20 protein-coding genes are annotated in these 22,357 nt (G+C 63.4%); 14 read left to right on the plus strand and 6 right to left on the minus strand.

What is annotated here, in order from left to right; translation table 11 throughout:
• Positions 1 to 10: 10 nt before the first annotated feature.
• Positions 11 to 1,063 (minus strand): phage shock protein operon transcriptional activator, encoded by a 1,053-nt coding sequence (pspF, locus tag VZC39_RS08990; protein ID WP_434667704.1) that lies wholly within the window; start codon positions 1,061 to 1,063, stop codon positions 11 to 13.
• A 195-nt stretch (positions 1,064 to 1,258) separates the two neighbouring features.
• Between pspF and pspA the strand changes: the two genes are divergently transcribed.
• The 12 genes from pspA to hutW all read left to right on the plus strand — a co-directional run bounded on the left by pspA (position 1,259) and on the right by hutW (position 12,413).
• Positions 1,259 to 1,933, plus strand: coding sequence for a phage shock protein PspA (gene pspA / locus VZC39_RS08995; protein ID WP_349922050.1), 675 nt, complete (start codon positions 1,259 to 1,261; stop codon positions 1,931 to 1,933).
• Positions 1,934 to 1,936: 3 nt separating this feature from the next.
• Entirely contained in the window at positions 1,937 to 2,173 is a 237-nt protein-coding gene (gene pspB / locus VZC39_RS09000) for an envelope stress response membrane protein PspB (RefSeq protein WP_349922051.1), read from the plus strand.
• Positions 2,170 to 2,571, plus strand: coding sequence for an envelope stress response membrane protein PspC (gene pspC / locus VZC39_RS09005; protein ID WP_349922052.1), 402 nt, complete (start codon positions 2,170 to 2,172; stop codon positions 2,569 to 2,571). The genes pspB and pspC overlap by 4 nt, the downstream gene beginning before the upstream one ends.
• A 92-nt stretch (positions 2,572 to 2,663) precedes the next feature.
• A complete protein-coding gene (locus tag VZC39_RS09010; protein ID WP_434668436.1) occupies positions 2,664 to 4,070 on the plus strand; it encodes a YcjX family protein in 1,407 nt (468 codons plus the stop codon).
• A gap of 52 nt (positions 4,071 to 4,122) precedes the next feature.
• Complete coding sequence (locus VZC39_RS09015; protein WP_434667709.1) at positions 4,123 to 5,163, plus strand: YcjF family protein; 1,041 nt, start codon at positions 4,123 to 4,125, stop codon at positions 5,161 to 5,163.
• Between the two features lie 243 nt (positions 5,164 to 5,406).
• Positions 5,407 to 6,222: a phenylalanine 4-monooxygenase gene (phhA, locus tag VZC39_RS09020; protein ID WP_434667712.1), complete on the plus strand. Its 816-nt coding sequence runs from the start codon at positions 5,407 to 5,409 to the stop codon at positions 6,220 to 6,222.
• Positions 6,223 to 6,265: 43 nt separating this feature from the next.
• A complete protein-coding gene (locus VZC39_RS09025; protein ID WP_434667715.1) occupies positions 6,266 to 6,604 on the plus strand; it encodes a 4a-hydroxytetrahydrobiopterin dehydratase in 339 nt (112 codons plus the stop codon).
• A gap of 142 nt (positions 6,605 to 6,746) precedes the next feature.
• Positions 6,747 to 8,294: a transcriptional regulator TyrR gene (gene tyrR, locus VZC39_RS09030; RefSeq protein WP_434667718.1), complete on the plus strand. Its 1,548-nt coding sequence runs from the start codon at positions 6,747 to 6,749 to the stop codon at positions 8,292 to 8,294.
• A 171-nt stretch (positions 8,295 to 8,465) separates the two neighbouring features.
• Positions 8,466 to 9,011: a YfiR family protein gene (locus VZC39_RS09035; protein ID WP_434667721.1), complete on the plus strand. Its 546-nt coding sequence runs from the start codon at positions 8,466 to 8,468 to the stop codon at positions 9,009 to 9,011.
• Positions 9,008 to 10,255, plus strand: coding sequence for a diguanylate cyclase domain-containing protein (locus tag VZC39_RS09040; RefSeq protein ID WP_434667725.1), 1,248 nt, complete (start codon positions 9,008 to 9,010; stop codon positions 10,253 to 10,255). Before VZC39_RS09035 ends, VZC39_RS09040 begins: the two co-directional genes overlap by 4 nt.
• Positions 10,256 to 10,282: 27 nt before the next feature.
• Complete coding sequence (locus tag VZC39_RS09045) at positions 10,283 to 10,771, plus strand: OmpA family protein (protein WP_434667728.1); 489 nt, start codon at positions 10,283 to 10,285, stop codon at positions 10,769 to 10,771.
• Between the two features lie 262 nt (positions 10,772 to 11,033).
• Entirely contained in the window at positions 11,034 to 12,413 is a 1,380-nt protein-coding gene (hutW, locus tag VZC39_RS09050; RefSeq protein ID WP_434667731.1) for a heme anaerobic degradation radical SAM methyltransferase ChuW/HutW, read from the plus strand.
• Positions 12,414 to 12,476: 63 nt separating this feature from the next.
• On the opposite strand, the gene xseA is transcribed toward hutW, so the two are convergent.
• From xseA to VZC39_RS09075, 5 genes are all read right to left on the minus strand, one after another.
• On the minus strand, positions 12,477 to 13,841 hold the full coding sequence (gene xseA, locus VZC39_RS09055; RefSeq protein WP_434667734.1) for an exodeoxyribonuclease VII large subunit: 1,365 nt from the start codon (positions 13,839 to 13,841) through the stop codon (positions 12,477 to 12,479).
• 168 nt (positions 13,842 to 14,009) lie between these two features.
• Positions 14,010 to 14,924 (minus strand): DMT family transporter, encoded by a 915-nt coding sequence (locus VZC39_RS09060; RefSeq protein WP_434667737.1) that lies wholly within the window; start codon positions 14,922 to 14,924, stop codon positions 14,010 to 14,012.
• A 210-nt stretch (positions 14,925 to 15,134) separates the two neighbouring features.
• Entirely contained in the window at positions 15,135 to 15,557 is a 423-nt protein-coding gene (locus tag VZC39_RS09065; protein WP_434667740.1) for an ExbD/TolR family protein, read from the minus strand.
• Positions 15,557 to 16,327 (minus strand): MotA/TolQ/ExbB proton channel family protein, encoded by a 771-nt coding sequence (locus VZC39_RS09070; protein WP_434667743.1) that lies wholly within the window; start codon positions 16,325 to 16,327, stop codon positions 15,557 to 15,559. The genes VZC39_RS09065 and VZC39_RS09070 overlap by 1 nt, the downstream gene beginning before the upstream one ends.
• 2 nt (positions 16,328 to 16,329) lie before the next feature.
• Entirely contained in the window at positions 16,330 to 17,103 is a 774-nt protein-coding gene (locus tag VZC39_RS09075) for an energy transducer TonB (protein ID WP_434667746.1), read from the minus strand.
• 453 nt (positions 17,104 to 17,556) lie between these two features.
• On the opposite strand from VZC39_RS09075, the gene VZC39_RS09080 reads away from it, so the two are divergent.
• Entirely contained in the window at positions 17,557 to 20,766 is a 3,210-nt protein-coding gene (locus VZC39_RS09080) for an alpha-amylase family glycosyl hydrolase (RefSeq protein WP_434667749.1), read from the plus strand.
• Between the two features lie 844 nt (positions 20,767 to 21,610).
• Entirely contained in the window at positions 21,611 to 22,243 is a 633-nt protein-coding gene (locus VZC39_RS09085) for a YitT family protein (protein WP_349922068.1), read from the plus strand.
• Positions 22,244 to 22,357 lie beyond the last annotated feature (114 nt).

Genomic DNA, 22,357 nt, shown 5'->3' on the forward strand with positions numbered 1-22,357 from the left:
AGGTCCTGACTCAGGCGCCGTCGTGCTCTGGGTTGCCATTGCCATCATCCCCGTCGAGCAACTGATATTTTCGCAGCATGCCCCTGAACTGGTGGTAACTCAGCGCCAGCAACTGGGCCGCTTTGCGCTGATTATACTGGGATTGCTGCATCCCTTGCTTGAGTAAATTAATCTCGAACTCGGCCACCGTGCTCTTGAGATCCAGCGGCAACTGGAGGGCGGGGGAGCCGGCGGGGAGGGCCTCCCCTGCAGGAACGGAGGCCTGCACGCTCGCGGCGCGAGGGCGCCAGGGGGAGTCAAAGGGATTGAGCACCAGCTCCGCCAGCGGCAATTGCGGGTTGCCCTGGCGGTAGATGCTGCGCTCCACCACGTTTTTCAGCTCCCGCACGTTGCCGGGCCAGGGGTAGTCGAGCATCAGCTGGGTCGCCTTGCGGGAGAAACCCGCAAACAGCGGGTAGCCGAGTTCCCTGGTCATGCTGTGGGCGAAGTGCTCCGCCAGCATCAGGATATCCTCCCGTCGCTCCCGCAAAGGGGGGAGGGTTATCACGTCAAAGGCCAATCTATCCAGCAGATCGTGTCGAAACAGCCCCTTGTCTGCCAAGGCGGGCAGATCCTCGTTGGTGGCGCACACCAGGCGCACGTCCACCTTGAGGGGCTTGGCCCCGCCGACCCGCTCGAACTCCCCGTATTCGATGACCCGCAGCAGCTTTTCCTGCACCCGGGCGCTGGTGGTGGCCAGCTCGTCGAGAAAGAGGGTGCCCCCGTCCGCTCGTTCGAAACGGCCCTGGTGACGCTTGGCGGCGCCGGTGAAGGCGCCTGCCTCGTGGCCAAACAGCTCGGTCTCCAGCAAGCTTTCACTCAAGGTGGCGCAGTTGATGGTGACAAAGCTTTGATCCCAGCGGGCCGAGAGATAATGTAGGCGGTGGGCGATGAGCTCCTTGCCGGTGCCCCGCTCGCCGATGATGAGCACGGGTTTGCGCAGGGGGGCGAGTCGCGAGGCCTGCTCAATGATCTCGAGAAATGCGTTGGACTCACCCAACAGGCTCTCCGTGGTTGTGCTCATCTTGCTCCCTGCTCGTTGAAAAATCTGGTCAATCTTACCAAGAGTTGGTGATTTTTATCACCCCTTGAGACGGCGTCCTTGAATTTCATCCAATGCGCCCATATAAATCAATAAGTTAAAATTTGTTCCAGATTGGCACACAAGTTGCCATTGTCAATGGAGAAACAACCCAATGCCCATCACAGGAGTACAATCATGAGTATTTTTTCCCGTCTGGCCGACATCATCAATTCCAACCTGACGGCCCTGCTCGACAAGGCAGAAGATCCCCAGAAGATGGTGCGCCTGATCATCCAGGAGATGGAAGATGAACTGGTGAAGGAGCGCTCCAACCTGGCCCGCTTCCTCGCCAACCAGAAAGAGATTGGCCGCCAGGTCTGCCGCCATCAGGAGCGGGTGGACGAGTGGCAGGCCAAGGCCGAGCTGGCGCTGACCAAGGGTCGTGAAGATCTGGCCCGCGCCGCCCTCATCGAGAAGAAGAAGCAGGTGGAGCTCGCCGATGCGCTCCAGCGGGAGCAACAGGCGGTGGACAGCGGCATCGACAAGCTGGGGGATGAAATTCGCCAGCTGGAAGCCAAACTCGAAGACGCCCGTGCCCGCCAGAAGGCGATGGCCATTCGCAGCGAAGCGGCCAGCAGCCGCCTGAACGTGCAAAGCCAGGTGGCCCGTGGCGACAGCCAGGCCGTGGTCAGCAAGTTCGAGCGCATGGAGCGTCGCATCGACGAGATGGAAGCCCGCGCCGATCTGGGGCAATCCGACAAGGCGCTGGCCCAGCAATTCGCCGAGCTGGAAGTGGACGATCAGATCAGTCGTGAACTCGAGGCCATGCGTGAGAAGCTGGGTCAGAACCCGGCTCCCAAAGGAGAGTAATGGATGGAAGACATCATTGGCATTCTGGCGACGCCGCTCATCGTCTTCATGGTGATCGTCGCCCCCATCTGGCTGGTGCTGCACTATCGTGCCAAGGGCAGGATAGGGGCAGGCCTCGCCGACAACGAGCGTGAACAGCTGCAAGGGCTGCTGGTGCGCGCCGAGAAGATGCAGGAGCGGGTCGGTGCCCTGGAGTCCATCCTGGATGCCGAGGTCCCCGGCTGGAGGAACAAGGTATGAGCGCCGCCAACAGTCAACGCAACCTTTATCGGGATCCCCAGCAGGGCAAGATTGCCGGCGTCTGCGCCGGCCTTGCCGACTACTTCGGAGTGGAGACCTGGATAGTGCGGCTGCTGGCCATCAGCGGTCTCATCTTCGCCGGTTTCATCACCTTCACCGCCTATATTGCGGCCTGGTTCCTGCTCGACAAGAAACCGGTGACCCTCTATGGGGAGCAGGATGCCGATTTTGGCGAGCTGCGCATGAAGGCGCGCAGCTGGCAGGCGGGGGTGACCCCTCATCAGGCGTTGGGACGCATCGCCCAGGAGCTCGACAGCCTGGAGCCGAGATTGCAGCGCATGGAGAAGCTGGTCACCTCCAAGGAGTTCAACTTGCAACGGGAATTCAGCAAGCTGTGATGAGAGTGTGACAAGAGACAAGCGCGCCCTGGGCCAGCGAGGGTAGGGGCGCAGCAACACAGAGGATTGAGCACGCCTTGACACCTAAAAAATTGCTACGAAACAAGTTCGAACAGCAGTGGTCCGTGCTGCAGCACAAGGCCAATGAGGTAGTGAACCGGGTTCGGGATCGCCACATCCGGCTGGCGGTCACCGGCCTCTCCCGCAGTGGCAAGACCGCCTTCATCACGGCGCTGGTAAACCAGCTGGAGCATGCGGCCATCGACGGTCGGCTGCCCTTGTGGGATGCCCAGCGTCAGGGGCGGATCCTGGGGGCCCGTCGGGTGCCCCAGCAAAACGTCCACATCCCCACCTTCCCCTACGAGCGGGGGCTCGACGCTCTGTTTGGCGATCCCCCCGCCTGGCCCGAGCCCACCCGCGGGGTGGCCGAGGTACGCCTCGAAATTCGTTATCGCACCCGCCATCCCTTGCGTCGCCATCTGGGGGAGATCTCCACCCTCTATGTGGATCTGGTGGATTACCCCGGCGAGTGGCTGCTGGACTTGCCGCTGCTGGATCTCAGCTACGAGCAGTGGAGCGAGCAGGTTGAGCAGCAGCTGCGCCGCCCCGAGCTGCAGGCGCTCGCCAGTCGCTGGCTGGCGCCGGCCTGGCAGGCAGAGCAGCCGTTCGAGGAGAAACCGGCCTGCGAGTTGGCGGAGCGTTACACCGACTACCTGCACGCCTGCAAGCGGGAGCTCGGTCTGCACCTCATCCAGCCCGGGCGCTTCGTGCTGCCGGGGGAGTATGCCGGTGCACCGCTGCTGCAATTCGTGCCCTGGGTGTGGGGCAAGCCTGCCCATGAGCCCGCCGACGGCACCCTCTACGCCACCTTCAAGCAGCGCTTCGAGCAGTACAAGCAGCACCTGGTGCAGGGGTTCTACGAGCAGCATTTCGCCGGTTTTGATCGCCAGATCGTGCTGGTGGACTGCCTGCAACCCCTCAACGCCGGTGCCGCCAGCTTTGGTGACATGCAGCAAGCCATCGCCCGCATCATGGAGAGCTTCGCCTATGGCAAGAGCAACTGGTGGCGCAGGCTGTTCGCCCCGCGCATCGACAAGCTCCTCTTCGTGGCGAGCAAGGCCGATCACGTGACCCCGGAGCAGCACGGGCCTCTGGTCTCTCTGTTGCAACATCTGGTGAGCAGCGGTCGCGGCCAGGCCCGCTTCGAGGGCATCGAGACCGAATGCCTGGCGCTCGCCGCCATCAAGGCCACCGAGGTGGGCAAGGGGCAGGCCAATGGCCGGGAGTTCCCCGCCATCCGTGGCACCAGTCTGGACGGCGAGCCCTTGCTGCTGTTTCCCGGGGAGGTGCCCTCCCAGATCCCGCCGGCCCAGTGGTGGCAACATCAGGGCTTTGATTTCCAGGCATTTCGCCCGTTGCCCATGAGCGCCCATCAGGCGCTGCCCCATATCCGGCTCGATGCCGCGCTGGAATTCTTGCTCGGGGATCACCTCGAATAATCAGGTAGCCAGGCGGTGGCAACCCCGCGGCCTGGCGCCGAGGAACATAGCGATGAACGATCAGACAAAACCGCGCGCGCTGGATGAGGCGCCGCTGCAAGGGAAGATGGTGCTGGAGCCGGTGATCCCGGCACCAGCCCGGGAACCCGCCCCTGCACCGGCCCAGCGGCTGGAAGAGGCGAGCTTCGAGCGTCTCGACGATCTCGATGACTTCACCGAGGTGGAGGCCGCCCTCACCGTTAAGCCCCGTCGCCGTCACCGTCTGCTGGGTTGGGGACTGGGGGCCGTGGGGCTGCTCTCCCTTGGACAGTTTGGGGTCTTCCTCGTCGACCAGTTTGCCTCCTCGCCATTCTGGGGCGGTGCCTGGCTGCTGGCCTCCGGTCTGGTGCTGGTGGGCACGGCCTCCGTGGTGGGCCGTGAGTGGCTGCGACTGCGTACCCTCAAGCGGCGCCAGGACGTGCGCTCCCGCGCCGAAGACCTGCTGGCGCATCAGGGGGTGGGGCAGGGCCAGGCATTTTGCGAGGCTCTGGCCGAGAAGAGTGGTGACAAGGGGCGGGAGGGTTACCACAACTGGCTCTCCCAGCTCGACGAGAGTCACAGCGACCGGGAGGTGCTGACCCTTTACAGCCAGCTGGTACTGACCGAGCGGGACAAGCTGGCCCAGGCCCGGGTTGCCAAATGGTCGGGGGAGGCCGCCGTGCTGGTGGCCCTGAGTCCACTTGCCACCGTCGACATGATGCTGATGCTGTGGCGAAACCTGCGGATGATTGAAGATATTGCGGATGTTTATGCCATTGAACTCGGTTATTGGAGTCGAATTAAGCTGATCCGCCAGGTGTTTCGCAACATGCTCTATGCCGGCGCCACCGAACTCGTCACCGAGGTGGGGATGGATTTGCTCGGTGCCGAGCTTACCGCCAAGCTGTCGGCGCGGGCCGCCCAGGGGGTGGGGGCGGGGCTGCTCACCGCACGGCTCGGGCTGCGCACCATAGAGGCGTGCCGCCCGCTGCCCTGGTGCGGCGACGAGAAACCCAAGCTTGGCGAGTTGCGCAAGCGGCTCATCGGCCAATTGGCGGGCTATCTCAATCGCTGAGGTCCTGGCACTCCCGTTCCGGAGCCCGGATGATGGTTCGGGTCTGGCATGGGAGTCTCAAATCTGGATGTCACAAATTATTTACATTTGTGCGTGGCAGCCGACCCCGGGGTCGGCTGCTTTTTTAGGGGGCAAACCGTTACAGTGATCCCATAGACCTTTGCGAGAGAACCTGTGCACACAGGGCTTCTCCCGCAGAGCCAACGCAGCGGCGCCCAGGCAGGGCACGGGATGGAAGGGATCATGGCCAGCCTCTATACAGCACATCAACCGGACGAGCAGGGCGTCATCCACTACAGCGATGAGGAGCACGGCACCTGGCAGATCCTCATCGAGCGCCAGCTCGCGGCGCTGGGTGGCAAGGCCTGTGAGGAGTACGTGGCGGGGCTCGCGCGCCTCGACCTGCCCCGGGAGCGGATCCCCCAGCTCGCCGAGATCAACGCCGTGCTGCAACCCGCCACCGGTTGGACCGTGGTGGCCGTGCCGGCGCTCATATCCTTCGACCGCTTCTTCTCGCTCTTGGCCAACCGCCAGTTTCCGGTGGCCACCTTCATCCGCCGCCGGGACGAGCTCGATTATCTGCAGGAGCCCGACATCTTCCACGAGCTGTTCGGTCACTGCGCCATGCTCACCAATCCGGCCTTCGCCCACTTCACCCATGTCTACGGCCAGCTCGGCCAGCAGGCGAGCAAGGATGAGCGGGTCTTTCTCGCACGCCTTTACTGGTTCACGGTGGAGTTCGGCCTGGTGCAGGGGGACGCAGGTCAGGGGCAGGGGAGCGATGGCCTTCACATCTACGGCGGCGGCATCCTCTCCTCCATCGGCGAGACCGCCTATGCCCTGAGCGGCCAGCCGAGATTGCAGCCCTTCAATCTGATGGAGGTGCTGCGCACCCCCTATCGCATCGACATCATGCAACCCATCTACTTCGTGTTGCCGAGCCTGGATGCCCTCTACCGGCTGGCAGAGCAAGACATCATGGGGACGCTCGCCGAGGCGCGTCGCCTTGGCCTCAATGCCCCCTTGTTCGCCCCGGCCCCTGACAAGCAGGCGAGCTGAGGCCAGCGTCCACTTTCCGATTTATTAACCAAAGGAGTCCCCCATGTCCGAACTGGCAAGCCAACGATGCGAAGCGTGCCGCGCCGATGCCCCCAAGGTCAGCGACGAGGAGCTGGCGACGCTGATGCACGCCATCCCAGACTGGCAACCCCTGGTAGTCGCCGGTGAGCTGCAACTGCGCCGGGAGTTTGGCTTTCGCAACTTCAAGGAGGCGCTCACCTTCACCAACCGCCTGGGGGAGCTGGCGGAGGCAGAGTTCCACCATCCTGCCATCTTGACCGAATGGGGCAAGGTCACGGTGAGCTGGTGGACCCACAAGATTGGCGGATTACATCGCAACGACTTCATCATGGCGGCACGCACGGATGCGCTGCTGAAGTAAGCCATTTTCCCCGGTTTTTCCCCGCGGGCCTGCCTGATGATAATCGGGTGGGCCCGCATTTTTGTGGGTCAGCGCTCGCACTGGCGGGATCGAGTCTGTATTATCCGGTGAATCAGAATGTTAGCTAGGAAGTGTGTTCCGAATGCGTCTTGAAGTCAGCTGTGAAGACCGCCTGGGCCTGACCCGGGAACTCCTCGACCGCCTGGTGGAGCACAACATCGATCTGCGTGGCATCGAAATCGATACCTCAGGCATCATCTACCTCAACTTCCCCGAGCTGGAATTCAGCGACTTCCAGCACCTGATGCCGGGCATTCGCCGCATTCCTGGCGTCTATGACGTCAAAACCATTCCCTACATGCCCTCCGAGCGGGAGCATCACGAGATTGAGGCCCTGCTCAAGGCACTGCCGGATCTGGTGTTCTCCCTCGACGCCAAGGGCAAGATCACCCAGGCCAACCAGTCCGCCCTCACCACGCTGGCCCTGCCACCGGAGGAGGTGCGCGGCATGGCGCTGGGCTCCCTGGTCAAGGGCTTCTCCTTCAGCCGCTGGCTGGAGGCCCCAGAGATCCGCCCCCAGACCTGCAAGCTGAGCCTCGGTAGCGAGGAGTACCTCGGCGATCTCATGCCGCTGTTCGTGGCGGAGGAGAAGGGCAAACAGGCCCTGGCCGGCGCCGTGGTGGTGCTCAAATCCGCCCGCCGGGTCGGCATGCACTTCAGTGCGCTGCACGCGGTGGAAGTGGGGGGCTTCGAGCACCTGCAGGCCGAGAGCCAGAAGATGAAAGAGGTGCTGGCCCAGGCCGCCAAGCTCGCGATGCAGGACGCCCCCTTGCTGATCGTCGGAGAAACCGGCACCGGCAAGGAGCTGCTGGCCCGCGCTTGCCACGGTGCCAGCCTGCGCTCCAGCCACCCCTTCATGGCGCTCAACTGCGCCGCCATGCCGGACAACGTGGCCGAGAGCGAGCTGTTCGGTTACGCCCCCGGGGCCTTTGGCAACAACACCGAGGGCAAGCGCGGGGTGCTGGAGCTGGCGAGCGGCGGCACCCTGATGCTGGACGAGATCGGCGATATGTCTCCCCATCTGCAGACCAAGTTCTTGCGGGTGCTGCAAGACGGGGTCTTCCGCCGGGTCGGGGACGAGCAGGAGGTGCGGGTCAATGTGCGCTTCATCTGCACCACCCAGAAGCAGCTGCTGGATCTGGTGCACGAGGGCAAGTTCCGCGAAGATCTCTACTATCGCCTCAACGTGCTGAGTCTGGCGCTTCCCCCCTTGCGTGAGCGCAAGGCGGACATCATGGCCCTGGCCCAGCAGTTCGTTTCCCGCTTCGCGAGCGAGTTGCAGCGCCCGCGCCCGCGTTTCACCCGCAACATGGCCGAATACCTGACCGCTTATCGCTGGCCGGGCAACGTGCGCCAGCTGCGCAACTGCCTCTACCGGGCCATGACCCTGCTGGAAGGGGACGAGATCGGCCCCGAGCACGTGGATTTGCCCATGGCGGCCGACACCATGCCGCTCATCGACGAGTGGTTTGAGGGAGGGCTCGACGAGGCGGTCAAGCGCTTCGAGAGCCAGCTGCTGGCGCGGCTCTACCCGGCTTTCCCATCCACTCGCCAGCTGGCCAAGCGGCTCGGGGTCTCCCACACCGCCATCGCCAACAAGCTGCGTGAGTACGGGCTCGGCAAGAAATAGCGAGATGGGTGGATCAGGTTGGTGGGGCCCTGTTGATCACGGGGCCCTGTGGTGCTTGCGACAACCGCTGACACAACCGAGGTGGTTGCGGATCTGCGGTGCTCGCACGACTGGTAAGCTCGCATCACATATCCTCCCCCTTGCCATGGGTACTGACGAGCGCAGACAGTCATGATGCAATCACACTCCTTGATCCGGGCCCTGCTGCTGCTGATCACGCTGTCTGGCTCTCTGGTGCAGGCCGGTGAGCCCCTGACCAGTGCGGAACTGCGTGCCGAACAGGTTCGCCAGACCGTGCTCGATATCCTCAGCTACACCCGCTGGCCGAGCGAACCCACGACCCTGCGCTTGTGCATCACGGCGCCGACGGAATATGCGGAGGCCCTGCTCAGCATCGCGCACCAGGCCAATGGCCGTCCGGTGGAGGTACACCGCTACGAAACCGATGACGAGAGCCTGGGCCAGCGTTGCGACGTGATCTACGTCGGCGTGCTCTCCCCCCCATTGCGTCTGCCCCTGTTCCAGCGACTGGAGGGATACCCCATCCTCAGCATCAGCGAGCAGAGCAGCGAGTGCATCGCCGACGCTGTCTTCTGCCTGCAGGCGACGGGGGAGAGGGTACGCTTCAAGGTCAATCTGGATGCCCTTGCCCGCAGCGGGGTCAGGGTGCACCCGGCCGTGCTCAAATTGGCCCGTGCCGGGGAGGGGGCGCCATGAAAGATCACGCCTCGTTTGATTCAACCCGGGTCACCCTGCGTCAGAGCCTTGGGCGCACCCACATGATGACGTCGCTCACCGCCGTCTGCATGGCGGGCCTGTTCCTGACCATCACCGCCCTGCTGGCCTTGCGCCTCTATGCGGACCACAACCTGGAGCTGGTGGCGCGGGCCATCAGCTATACCACTGAGGCGGCGGTGGTGTTCCACGACGAGGAGGCGGCCAGAGATGCCCTTGAGGCTATTGCTTCCCACGAGGATGTGGCGAGTGCCAGCATTCATCTGGCCGATGGTCAGTTGCTGGCAAGCTGGACCCGGGCCATCTCCACCCCCTGGTCCAGCCTGGAGCAGCAACTGGCTCACCTGATCCTGCCAGGTCCGGTGGACTTGCCCATATTGCGGGATGGCCAGGAGATCGCCAGCATCCATCTGGTGGGACACGGGCAATACCTGCTCAGCTTCTTGCTGCAAACCCTGCTGGCGACCCTGGTCTGCCTGCTGCTCAGCATCCTGGGGGCCCTCTATGTGGCGCGCCGGATGCAGCACTCCATCACCGAACCGCTCAAGTCCCTGGCACTGGTGGCCTTCAATGTGCGCCGCCGCCGCGACACCAACCTGCGGGTACCGTCGACCAATATCGCCGAGCTGCACGAGCTGGGGGAGGATTTCAACTCCCTGCTGGATGAGCTGGAAGCCTGGCAGGCGCACCAGAAGCGGGAGAATGCCAGCCTGCTCCATCAGGCGACTCACGATCCCCTGACCGGGCTGCCCAACCGGGCCCTGTTCGAGGCGAGGCTGGCCCAGGCCATCACGGCCGGTGCGACCAGGGGGGAGCACTTTGCCTTGCTCTATCTCGACTGCGATCGCTTCAAACAGATCAATGACAACCTTGGCCACGCCGCCGGTGACGATGTGCTGATCACCCTGGCCAGACGGATACAGCATCAGCTGCGGCCACTGGATCTGGTATGCCGTCTGGGGGGGGACGAGTTTGCCATCCTGTTGTCGCCCCTGCATTTCCAGCACGAGGTGGATGAGGTGATGGTTCGGATCCAGCGGGCCATGGCGGCCCCCGTGGTACTGGGGGACGGCCAGCAGCTGGTGGCCGGCGTCAGCGTCGGATTTGCCATGTATCCCCAGCAGGGGGGCACGGCGGAGGCGCTGCTGCAACACGCGGATGGCGCCATGTATGAGTCGAAACGACAACGACGGGAGGCAGAAGAGAGCACAAGAGACGCAGAGTGACGCAAGTACAATAACAAGAGGACAAGAATGAACACTTCCAACTGGATAAGAGCGGGCCTGACCGGTTTGTTGCTCACCCTTCTGAGCGCATGCCAGAGTGCTCCCCAGGGCCTGACCCCGGCACAGCTGACCGTGCTCAAGGAGCAGGGCTTTCACCTGACCGACGAAGGCTGGACTCTGGATATCTCCAACAAGGTGCTGTTTGCCAACAACGTGGGGGCACTCAACCCCAACACGCGCCAGGTGGTGGCGCAGCTTGGCAAGGCACTGATGGATGTGGGGCTGGACAAGGCGCGGGTGGATGGCCACACCGACTCCAATGGTGAGGCGGCCTACAATCAGCAGCTCTCCCTGAAACGGGCCCAGTCCGTGGCGGATGTGCTGATCTCCGTGGGCATGCCCCCCGCCAACCTGGATATCCGTGGCCGCGGTGAAGAGGCGCCCATCGCCAGCAACAGCAACATGGCCGGACGCGCCGAGAATCGCCGGGTGGCCATCATCATCGGCAACGATTGAGAGCGAGCCTTGCCTGGCTGATTTCTCGCATCGCGAGGTCGCCATGTTGCGCAGGCAAAGCCAATCCGTGTGTGTCGCCACTCTCCCCGGGGGGTGGCTATCTCTCTCCTCTAATCCCTCTTCACTCAACCTCTTCTAGCCCGATCCTGTCTCAAGACGGGGATTCATGACCACACTCTGCCCCTGACTTGATCCAGCACAACGCGCCCATTGAGTGATAGTCGTTATCATTTGCATTATTTGCAGATGGTAACGGTCCCTGATGACAGTACAACTCACTCCCACCATGACCGGGGTCTCCAGCCCGGATCCCCTCAAGTTTGCCTTCACCGCCAAAACGTCGGCCCACGCCAGCCGGGGAGGCGTGCGTCCCTTGCCCCTGGATGACGCGGGCTGGCAGGCCTGGTGGCAGCAGCCGAGCCAGGCGGATGAGCGGGCGCTCTACATCCATATTCCGTTTTGCCGCAAGCGCTGCAGTTTCTGCAACTTCTTCGAAAATGGCGCCAATCCGGCGCGCATGAGCCGCTATATGGCCGCCCTGTGCGAAAGCTTGCAGCGGGCCGCCGATTCCCCCCTCGGTCAGAGCCTGCCATTTTCCGCCGTCTATGTGGGAGGCGGCACCCCCACCGACATGGAGGCGGTGGATCTGGCGAGCCTCGCCGCCGTGATCCGCCGTTTTCCCCTGACGCCGGATGCGGAGTTGACGCTGGAGGGGCGTCTCAACGGCTTCGATGACGAGAAGTGGCAGACGGCCCTCGAAGGGGGCTTCAACCGCTTCTCGTTCGGGGTGCAGAGCTTCGATACCGACGTGCGCCAGCAGGCGGCCCGTTTCGACGACAGGGAGACGCTACTGGCCCGGCTGGCCGAGCTGACCCGGGACGATGCCGCCGTCATCGTCGCGGATCTCATCTTCGGTCTGCCGGGACAGGACGATGCAATCTGGCGTCAGGACATCGCGGACGTGATGGCGAGCGGGGTGCACGGGGTGGATCTCTATCAGCTCATTGCCATGGCGGGCACCAATCTGGATCGGGCGGAGCAGAAGGGCAAGCTCGGCTGGTCGGCAGACGGCCAGCAGCGCGCGGCCATGTATGCCTATGGTGCCCACACGCTGGAGCAGGGGGGCTGGGAGCGGCTCTCCGGCAGCCATTGGCGCCGGGGCGATGCTGAGCAGAGCCGCTACAACCAGATGGCGAAGCGCGGGGCCGAGATCCTCCCCTTCGGCGCCGGTGCCGGAGGTAATGTGCACGGCCATGGTTTGATGTATGGCCGGGATCTGTCCCTCTGGCACGAGGCCCTGAGTGCGAATGCGCGTGCCCCCGGCATGGTGATGAGTGTCAATCCCAATGCCCGTATCGACGGCCTGCTGCGCGGGGCGCTCGACACCGGCTGGCTGGCGCTGGAACGGATCCCTGCGCCATTGCGTGCCCATCTGGCCCCCTTGTTCGAGGCCTGGCAGCAGCATGGACTGGCGACACTGTCGAGGGATCGCCTGGATCTGACCCTGGCCGGGCGCTTCTGGAACGTCAATCTGCAGGCCGGGCTGTTCGAGTTTTTGCAGCTCAATCCCCTGGGCGGGGAGCCTGTGTTGGCGGCGAGATCTGGCCATCCGGGCGCCGCAGTTCGTCATTCCCTGGTGTGAGTTTCACAGCATAAAAAATGGTCCACCATACGGTGGGCCATTTTTATTTTTCCGTAGCGCAATTTACTGGTCGTTAATGCTGTCCACTCGCACCTCGAGGCTCCCCTGTGCCAGGGTGGTGAGGAGTGTCTGACCCGGACTCACCTGACTGGCGCGACTGATCACCTCGCCGCTCTGGGTGCGGGTGATGGAGTAGCCGCGACCCAGGGTGGCCAGCGGGCTGACTCCGTCGAGGCGGGCGCTCAGCATGGCGAGGCGGTGCTCGGCCTGGCTCTGACGCTTGGCCATCAGCGCAAAGAGCCGCTCCTCGGCGAGCTGATGACGGCGCTTGCCGGCGGCCAGCCGTTTCTCGGGGCTGCTGGCCTGCAGGCGCAGCTCGAGGTTTGCCAGGCGCCGCTCCCCTCGATGCAGGCGTTGACCCAGCAACTGTTGCAAGCGGTTGGCAAGCTCGTCCAGGTGCTGGGACTGCTGTTCCAGCCGGCGTTTGGGATCCTGGTGATCCAGCCGTTTTTGCAGCAGGGCAAACTGGTGGCTGGCGACGGTCTGGCGCCGCGCCATGGCCTGGGCGATGCGCTGCTGCAAGTGGGTGAGGCGCTGGGCACGGGCGCTTCTGTCCGGTGCCACCAGTTCGGCGGCGGCGGAGGGGGTTGGGGCGCGCAAGTCGGCGGCAAAATCGCTGATGGTCACATCCACCTCGTGACCCACGGCGCTCACCACCGGGATGGCGGAACGACTGATGGCACGGGCCACCGCCTCCTCGTTGAAGCACCAGAGATCTTCCAGCGACCCGCCGCCGCGACCGACGATCAGCACGTCCACCTCGGCGCGGCGGTTGGCCAGCATGATGGCCGCCACTATCTGGCTGGTGGCGGCGCTGCCCTGCACCTGGGTCGGGTAGATGAAGACCGGCAGATCCGGGGCCCGGCGTCTGAGCACCGTCAGCATGTCGTGCAGGGCGGCGCCGGTGGCGGAGGTGACCAGGCCCACGGCGCGGGGTTCACGGGGCAGGGGACGCTTGCGCCCCTCATCGAACAGCCCCTCGGCGCCGAGCCGACGCTTGAGCTCCTCGAAGCGCAGGGCCAGCATGCCATCCCCGGCGGGCTGCATGGACTCGATGATGAGCTGGTAGTCGCCGCGGGGCTCGTAGAGGGAGACCCGTGCCTGCACCAGCACCTGCATGCCATCCTGCGGGCGGAACGGCACCCGCCGGTTGTTGCCCTTGAACATGGCGCAGCGCACCTGGGCGGACATGTCCTTCAAGGAGAAATACCAGTGGCCGGAGCTGGGCATCGCCAGGTTGGACAGCTCCCCCGTCAACCACACCAGCCCCAGATCCTGCTCCAGGATCATGCGCACGGCGCTGTTGAGGCGGGTGACGGTGAAGATCTGCTGCGCCCGGTTCTGGCTGTTGTCGTTGAGGTGATTCAAGGCTGGTCCTGCTGCTGGGTCCGCCGGGGCGGGGAGAAGACGATGGGGCCTATCTTACCCCAGTTCGCGACGTGAGCCGAGTCCGGGGAAGGCGCGGCGGCGCAATCTGATGGTCGAAACAGATACCGGGCCCCAGGGCCCGGTATTTCAAGGGATCCGCCAAGGGGATCAGCGCTCGGGATGTGGGCTGATGGGTTTGACGGCGCGAGCCGGGCTCACCACCAGCCAGACCGCGAGACAGACGATGGCGCCGCCGATGACGAAGCCACCGGTCAGGGTCTCATCGAGCACCAGATAACCCCACAGGATGCCAAACGGGGGAATGAGGAAGGTGACGGTGAGGGAGCGCAGGGGGCCGATGTCGGCGATGAGGCGAAAATAGAGCAGGTAGGCGAGGGCGGTACAGATGAAACCGACCGCCAGCACGCTGGCCCACACCTCGGGCAGGGCCCAGTTGACCACGGGCCCCGTGGCCTGGACATAGCCGAAGAAGGGCAGCAGGAACAGGCAGGCCCCGAGCTGGCTGCCAAAGGCCACTAGCTTGGCATCCAGCCCCCCGCGCTCGCTGATCCAGCGGCGGGTCAGGAAGCCGGCGCAGCCGTAACAGGCGGTGGCGAGGAGGCAGGCCAGCACCCCGGTGACGAGGTTGCCGGTCAGGCTCAGCTCCCCGGTGGTGGTGATGAGGGTGATCCCGACGAGGCCGAGCAGCACGCCGGCCCATTTGCGCAGGGTGAGCTGCTCGTTGAAGAAGGAGAAACCGATGAGGGCCCCCATCAGGGGCGTGGTGGCGTTGAGGATCGCGGAATACCCCGCCGGCAGCCAGAGCGCCGCGATGGCGTACATCAGGAAGGGGATGCCGGAATTGATGATGCCAAGCACCATGGACGACTTGAGTTTGCCGTGAAACTGCATGGGGGTACGCAGCAGCGCCAACATGGCGGCGAGGCCGATGAGGGCGAAGAAGACCCGCAAAAAGGTGGTATTGACCGAGCCAAAGGCGGGGGCCGCGATGCGCATGAACAGGAAGCTGGCGCCCCAGATGGCGGCCAGGGCCAGCAGTCTTCCATAATCCGATGTTCTCATGTTCTCATGTTCTCATGTTCTCATGTTCTCATGTTCTCTTCCTTGAAATGCCGGGCTTGCGTCCACTGACGGGCCTGCAGACTCCGCATCATGCAGCCTTGCCCGGCTGCTGACAACCGGTTGAGGGGGAGGCACACCAGCAAGGCACCACCTGGGTGATGCCTTGTCGCATGGGGTGTGTCGATTTAGCTCAATCCGTGCCTGGGTCTATCACTCGTTTTCCGGCTGACTCACGAAGGCTATCTTGTGCAGACCCTGCTGGGATGCCTGAGCCATCACCTTGGCGATGATGCCGTATTCGACCCCCTTGTCGATGCGCAGCTGGATCTCGGGGGCCTCGGGTTTGGCCGCGCTGGCCTGTTCCATCTTGCCGAGCAGCGCCGCTTCATCGACCTCCTGATCGTTCCAGTACAGCTTGCCAGCCCCGTCGATGGAGAGCACCACGTCCTCCTGTTTGGGTTGGTTGACCTGGCTGCTGGCCTCGGGCAACTCGAGTTTGACCGCATTGGTGAGCAGGGGGGCCGTGATCATGAAGACGATCAGCAGCACCAGCATGACGTCGATCATGGGGATCATGTTGATCTCGGAGAGCGGCTGCTCATCCGAATCGCCGGGCAGTTTGCCAAAGGCCATTACAGCTGCCCCTTCTTGATGTTCTCGCTCTTGGAATTCTCGATACCAGGCAGTTGGGTCACGTTGGAGGCGCTCTGCTCAAACCCGGTCACCAGCAGGGCAAACAGGTCGTAGGCAAACTCGTCCAGGGCGGCGAGCTTGAGGCGATTGCGGCGCACGAAGACGTTGTAGATGAGCACGGCGGGCAGGGCCACGGCGAGACCGAAGCCGGTCATGATGAGGGCCTCACCGACCGGGCCCGCCACCTTGTCCAGACTGCTCTGACCGGCGGCACCGATGGCCAGCAGGGCGTGGTAGATCCCCCAGACGGTGCCAAACAGCCCGATGAAGGGGGCCGCCGAGCCGACGGACGCGAGGAAGGCCAGCCCCTGCTCGAGGCGGATGCGCTCCATGGTGATGGCCTGGCGCAAGGCGCGCAGCAGGAAGTCATCGGGGGCGCCGAGTTTAAGGGAGACGGCACGCTCCTGCGCCCTGTCAATCTGAGCTACGGCTGCGAGGGCCGCGTGGGTAATTCTGCCATAGGCCTCGTCGGGGGGCGTGTGGGCGAGCTGGCATTCCACCTCCTGCACGCTCTCATGCTGCCAGAATCGGGTGATGAAACGTGCATTCAGCCGCTGTTCGCGCACCCCGAGCCAGAGCTTGAGCAGGGTGTAGTAGCAGGTGGCCAGCGACATCAACACCAGCAGGATCAGGGGGATGAGGCCCACCCCGGTGTTCTGGCTGAGCAGATGGGCGATGCCCATGGCGTTGGTTTGGACTTCCGGATTCATGGTTAACTTCCTAGCTTGAAAATGATGGTGACCCTGGCCCAGTCCGCGACGGCGGCATTGTTCTGCCTGGCTGGAATGAAGCGCCAGCGGTTGACGGTGCGTCTGGCGATCATGTCAAGGCGTCGATAACCGCTGCTGCGCTCCACCTCGACCGACTCCGCCGTGCCCTCCCTGGTGACGCGTACCTTCAGCACGACCTGACCCTCTTCCCCGCGCCTGCGGGACTCCTGGGGGTAGGGGGGCTCGGGGTTGTTCAACCTGGCATCCCGGGCGATGGGGGCGCTGCTGCCCCCGCCAGTGCCCGTCGGTTGGCTCTTGGCCGGTGTACTGCTGCTGTTGGCACTCTGGTTATTGGATGTGGCCGTGGTCGGTGCGGCAGGCGCAACGGGGGCCACCACGGGCTGGGCCTGGGTGACAGGTTTGACCACAGGAACGGGTCTGGGTTTGGGCGGCGCCTTGGGCACGGTTTTGGGCGCTGGCCGCTTGACGACCGGCTTGACCACCTTCTGCTGCACCGACGCCGGCTGCTTGACAACCGGGGGCGGTGTGGGAGCGGCGGCCGTCTTGGCCGGAGCATCATCTTTGTTCGACTCCCCCGCCCAGCGGGCAGATAGGGTGAGGGGTTCGGGCGGCTGAATGGGGGCGGAGTGACTGCCCTGCATCAATGCGAAAAGGGCGAGGTGCAGGAGCAGAGCCAGGGTCAGGCAGGCGAGCTGGGCAGGGCCAACGGTCATCTTGTCGCGGCCCAGGGTCGGTCTCATCGTGCAGGTGCTCATCGACCTGCGTCCTTCCGGCATGTCATCTTGGTACTCGAATGTCTATGAAATGGCCGTGAATACCGGCCCTTGGCGCCCAGCATGCGCTAGCCGACACCCTTCAAACAAGAAGGATTATCAATCGCGTTTTAATCATCCGGGCAGATCCACGGCGGTGTGGGTGCCATCGTGCCGACCTGCCGTGCATCTTCTCGATGAGGAGCAATCCCTCCCGCCAAGCTCTCATCCATAGCACGCGGAGCCCATCGCAACCTGCCTAGAAATGAAAGCGCTATCAATCACATACAGCAGATATCGGGGGCGATATTGGTCACAAATTGCACGTAACGGGTCATTGGGCGGCCAGTTTGAGCCCTAGACTGGCTGGGCCCATCTGAAGGCGGGACAGTAGCGGATGGGGGAACGCCGACACACAGGCGTCACACACAAAACAATGAAAATAAAGGACTATCAATGGCTAGATGGATAATCGCGGCCGGATTGTTGGGAACCCTCATGGTGCCGCCAGGAGCGGCGGCCGCGGAGTGGTTCTTCCGTGGTACCGCGAATGGATGGGCGGCGACCGCCATGGTCTCCACCGACGGCGTCAACTTCGATACCTGCCAATTCTTCCAGAGCGGAGACGCCAGCGGCGGCCCGCGCTTCAAGATAGACAGATACGGCAACTGGCAGCAGAGCTACCCGGCGGCCGACAAGCTGGTCAATGCCAATACCCACTATCAAATTCGCATCAACGCCGGTACCCAGGCCATCACCGCCACGGCGGTGGAGAGCTGTGAGCCGGGAGGCTTTGCCAAGATCTGGCCGCAGTTGCAGGTGCGCGGCACCTTCAACGGCTGGGCCAGCCAGCCCCTGACCCTGGTGGCGGATCACCTGTGGCAGGTGGATGCCTATATGGATGGTAAGGCGAGCCAGCGCCTCAAGTTCGATCTGGCGGGCGACTGGGTGAGCAACTACGGGGACAGCAACGCCGACGGAGTACTGGAGCCGGGCGGTGGCGACATCTTCTGGGGCGGCACCGGTAATGTCCGCTTCCAGGTCAACGATCAGACCCTGGCCTACAGCATCACTTCCCTTGGGGATGACAACCAGCCGCCGCTCGCGGTGATCACCCCGGGCGGCACGGTCAATGTGGCGCAGGGAGCGGCGCTCACCTTGAGCGGCAGCGACTCCACGGACGCGGACGGCCAGATAGCGGGTTACCTCTGGAGCAGCGGCGAGACCACGGAGAGCATCGTCGTCAACACCAGCCAGGTGGGCACCTTCACCTACGGCCTGACGGTGACCGACGATCAGGGGGCAACCGGGAGCAGCAGTGCCAGCGTGGTGGTGGCGGCGCCCCAGAGCGGTGACAAATGGTACTTCCGCGGCACCCCCAACAACTGGGGCCTGACCGCCATGACCAGCCAGGATGGGGTCAATTTCTGTACCGAGCAGGCCTTTGGCAACAGCGATCCCCGCTTCAAGGTGGATCACAAGGGGGACTGGACGGAAGCCTACCCGGCCCAGGACTACAAGGTGACCGCCAACACCAGCTACCGCATCTGCTTCGATGCCACGAGCAAGGTGCTGAATGTGGCGCCGCTGGTGGGTGCCGACACCCAGGCACCGACGGTGAGCGCGAGCCCGGCCCCCGGCAACTACACCCAGGCGCAGTCCATCACCCTCACCGTTAGCGATGACCAAGATGCCGCCCCCAAGCTCTATTTCACCCTGGATGGCAGCACGCCGAGCACCGGCTCCCCCCTCTACAGCGGTCAGGGGATCAGCGCCAGCGACAAGGGCAGCGGCGCCGATCTGGTGATCAAGACCCTGAGTGTTGATGCTGCCGGCAATCGCCGTGAGCAGAGTTTCAGCTACTACATCGGCGATCAGGCAGTGGCCAGCGGCGATTTTCGGGGGGAGAGCATCTACTTCCTGCTGACCGCCCGCTTCTATGACGGGGATGCCGGCAACAACTACTACAACCGGGACCGTTACAAGGCGGGGGATCCTCACTGGCGTGGCGACTTCAAGGGCCTCATCGAGAAGCTCGACTACATCAAGGATCTCGGCTTCACCGCCATCTGGGTGACACCGCCGGTGGAGAACCGCTCCGGCCTCGATTATCACGGCTACCATGCCTACGACTTCTATCGGGTCGACCCCCGGCTGGAGTCGCCGGGGGCGGGCTACCGTGAGTTTATCCAGGCGGCCCACGCCAAGGGGATCAAGGTGATACAGGATGTGGTGATCAACCACTCCAGCCAGTACGGCCTGCGGGGCAAGACCTGGATAGATCACTTGCCCATCAAATACTATGTGCCGGCTGGCTCCAAGCAGGGGCTGATCAACAACGGCCCCTATCAGGGCAACCTCGGGGATTACGCCAGCGCAAACCGCTGTGACGATGACAACCCGGCGGCGCCGGACTGGTACAAGGCCCGCTGTCAGTCTGACCCGGAAGGTCTGGTCCCCCTGGTGGATCCCAAGACCGGCAGCACGGTGCCAAGCGCCGGTTACAACCCCAACCGCTTCTTCGGCATCGACGCCCAGGGGCTGGATCCCGCCTGGTATCACCTGGATGGCTTCATGTCCGGCGGTGACTGGGAAAATCCGCTCTCTTTGCAGCGCAAGCACATGGCGGGGGATTGCATCGACTTGGCCACCGGCAACCAGAACGTCAAGGATTACATCAACGGCGCCATCCACCAGTACCTCGACATGGGGGTCGATGCCATCCGTATCGATACCCTCAAGCACATCGAGCGGGACGAGCTGCTGACCTATGTCCACGACTGGCAGGCCCACAAGCCCGGGCTCTTCGTATTCGGGGAGAACCTAGTGAAGGGCACCGGCTGGGGATCTGAGATCGCCAACGACAACGCCTCCGCGGTGATCCGCCCCTGGTGGTACACCCGCACCACCAGCGATCCGGCCAATCCGCGCGCCGGTGGGGACTCGGGCCTGTCGGTGCTGGACTTCTCCCTCTTCTCCACCTTCCGTGACAACGTCACCAAGGGGAGTTTTGGCGGAGTCGGCGGCATCTTCGGCATGGACTGGGTCTACGGGGATGCCACCAAGCTCATTACCTTCTTCCAGAACCACGACGTGGGGCCGGATAACGACTTCAAGTACCGCTACGGCGGGGAGGAGGGCAACGCGGCCATGACCTACAACCTGCTGTGGACGGCGCGGGGCATCCCGACCCTCTACTACGGGGAGGAGGTGATGTTCCAGGCCGGCAAGCCGCAAGACATCGACGGCGCCACCATGACGGTGGATCAGACCGGTCGCGCCTATTACGGCGACGTGCTGGACAACCCGGCGACCGCCTCCCATCCGCTCTACCAGCACATCAAGCGTCTGAACCAGATCCGCAAGGCGGTGCCCGCCCTGCAAAAGGCGCCCATGAGCCAGGTGAACGAGTGGGGCAGCGGCATGAGCTTCGTGCGCGATCTCAGCGCCGAGGGCAGCTACGCGGCGGTCGGCCTTGCCGCCAACTCGGCCCAGCAGATAAGCCTGAGCGGCATCAAGAACGGCAGCTACACGGACGCCGTGACCGGTACCACGGTCAGCGTCAGCAATGGCAGCCTGAGCTTTGCGGTGCCCGCCTATTCGGCGCGCGTCTGGGTGCTGAACGGCCCGGGCAAGGTCGGGGGGGATGGCAAGTATCTGAAATGATCGCCTGCGATGGCCCGGCCACCGGGCCATCGCGTGACTGACAAATCCCAAGTCGGCCCGAGGGCCGACTTTTTATCCCCCCATGATCTTCACCAACGATGATGCGCGGCAATGTTCACTGTTCACTGTTCACTGTTCACTGCTGACTGCTGACTGCTGACTGCTGACTGCTGACTGCTGGTAGTGGGTACGCCCGTTGTTTGGGCCGTCGGCGCTCCAGGTACGTTGCCAAGCCCTGTTCCCGATTTCCTCGGCGCAACTGCCTGGCCCTGATCCCGACGGCCTTCCTGATGGCCATCCATGCAGGGAAGAGGGCTATTGATGCGCAGCCAATACCCAGGCCATCTTGATCTTGCCCGTCCAACATTCGCACCAAGTTGGTGCTATTGCATCATTGTGGTGCGCCTCGTTCGATATTGGTCCTGCCGTTTTCGTGCAAGTTCGGGAGCCGGGATGAGGCACTGATCTATCCCCAGCCCTGTTGCCACCGGCCTCTTGCCCGTTTCGTCGCCGAGTCGTGGCGACGTTTCACGCATTGCCATCCCGGGACAGCGCAAACATGCTGACTCCGTGAAGCCTGGCGTTTTCATGCAGATGCAATCGACTGTTCATTGAATAAATAACAGATATTAAATTCAAAAATTCAATATTTAATGGTCGCTTGTGTTGGTTGGCGCCGTTTTTGCTGCGATGAATGGACGCGTCACACCCTGAGTAATCCGGATGCCGCTTCTCGCCGGGGGGTCATGGCGTCTGTCGCCGTGATGTGCTGACGGGACAGGGGCTCGGCAAGCCACTTTCGGGTCGAGCCACCCAGGTTTTCAGGATCAAGAAAAGGAGTCATATGGAAGGTGAAATGGCCATCTCATCCCCGGCAACCCAGGGGCTGGCCCACAGCCTCAAGGACGATGTCTACGGCATGGTGCTCGGCGTCATGTTCATCGCCGTGGGGCTCAATCTGCTCAAATGCTCCGGCATGATCACCGGCGGTATCGCGGGCATTGCGCTGCTGCTCTCCCACGTCAGTACCTTGCCCATCGGTGTGCTGTTCTTTCTGGCCAACCTGCCGTTTCTGGTGTTCAGCTACTTCACCATGGGCCGGGCTTTCATGCTCAAGACCCTGGTGGTCAATGTGGCGCTCTCGGCAGCCACCCAAGGGGTGCCTCTACTGCTGACGGTGAGCTATGTGCATCCCCTGTTCTCTGCCCTGGTCGGGGGCACCTTCCTCGGCATGGGGGTGTTGTCTCTCGCCCGCCACAACGCTTCGGTCGGGGGCGTCGGCGTGGTCACGCTCTGGCTGCAGCGGCGCGCCGGCATCAATGCAGGCAAAAGCCAGATGCTGCTGGATGTGCTGGTGTTCGTCCTCTCATTGCTCACCCTGCCGTTGACCCTGTTGCTCTGGTCTACCTTGAGCGCGCTCGCCATGAACGCCATGCTGATGAACTGGCACAAGCCTGGTCGCTATCAGGGCAGCTGAGGCTGCCCTCGGCTTCCCAGAGGGCAGGGGGGTTGTTAAAAAATACGCAGGCGAGGGGTTGGCGGTAGAAATTGCCCCAACGGCAAAAAAGATCATCTTGTTCCACAAAACGAC

Source organism: Aeromonas sp. NJAU223 (assembly GCF_051125555.1).
GTDB lineage: Bacteria > Pseudomonadota > Gammaproteobacteria > Enterobacterales > Aeromonadaceae > Aeromonas > Aeromonas veronii_G.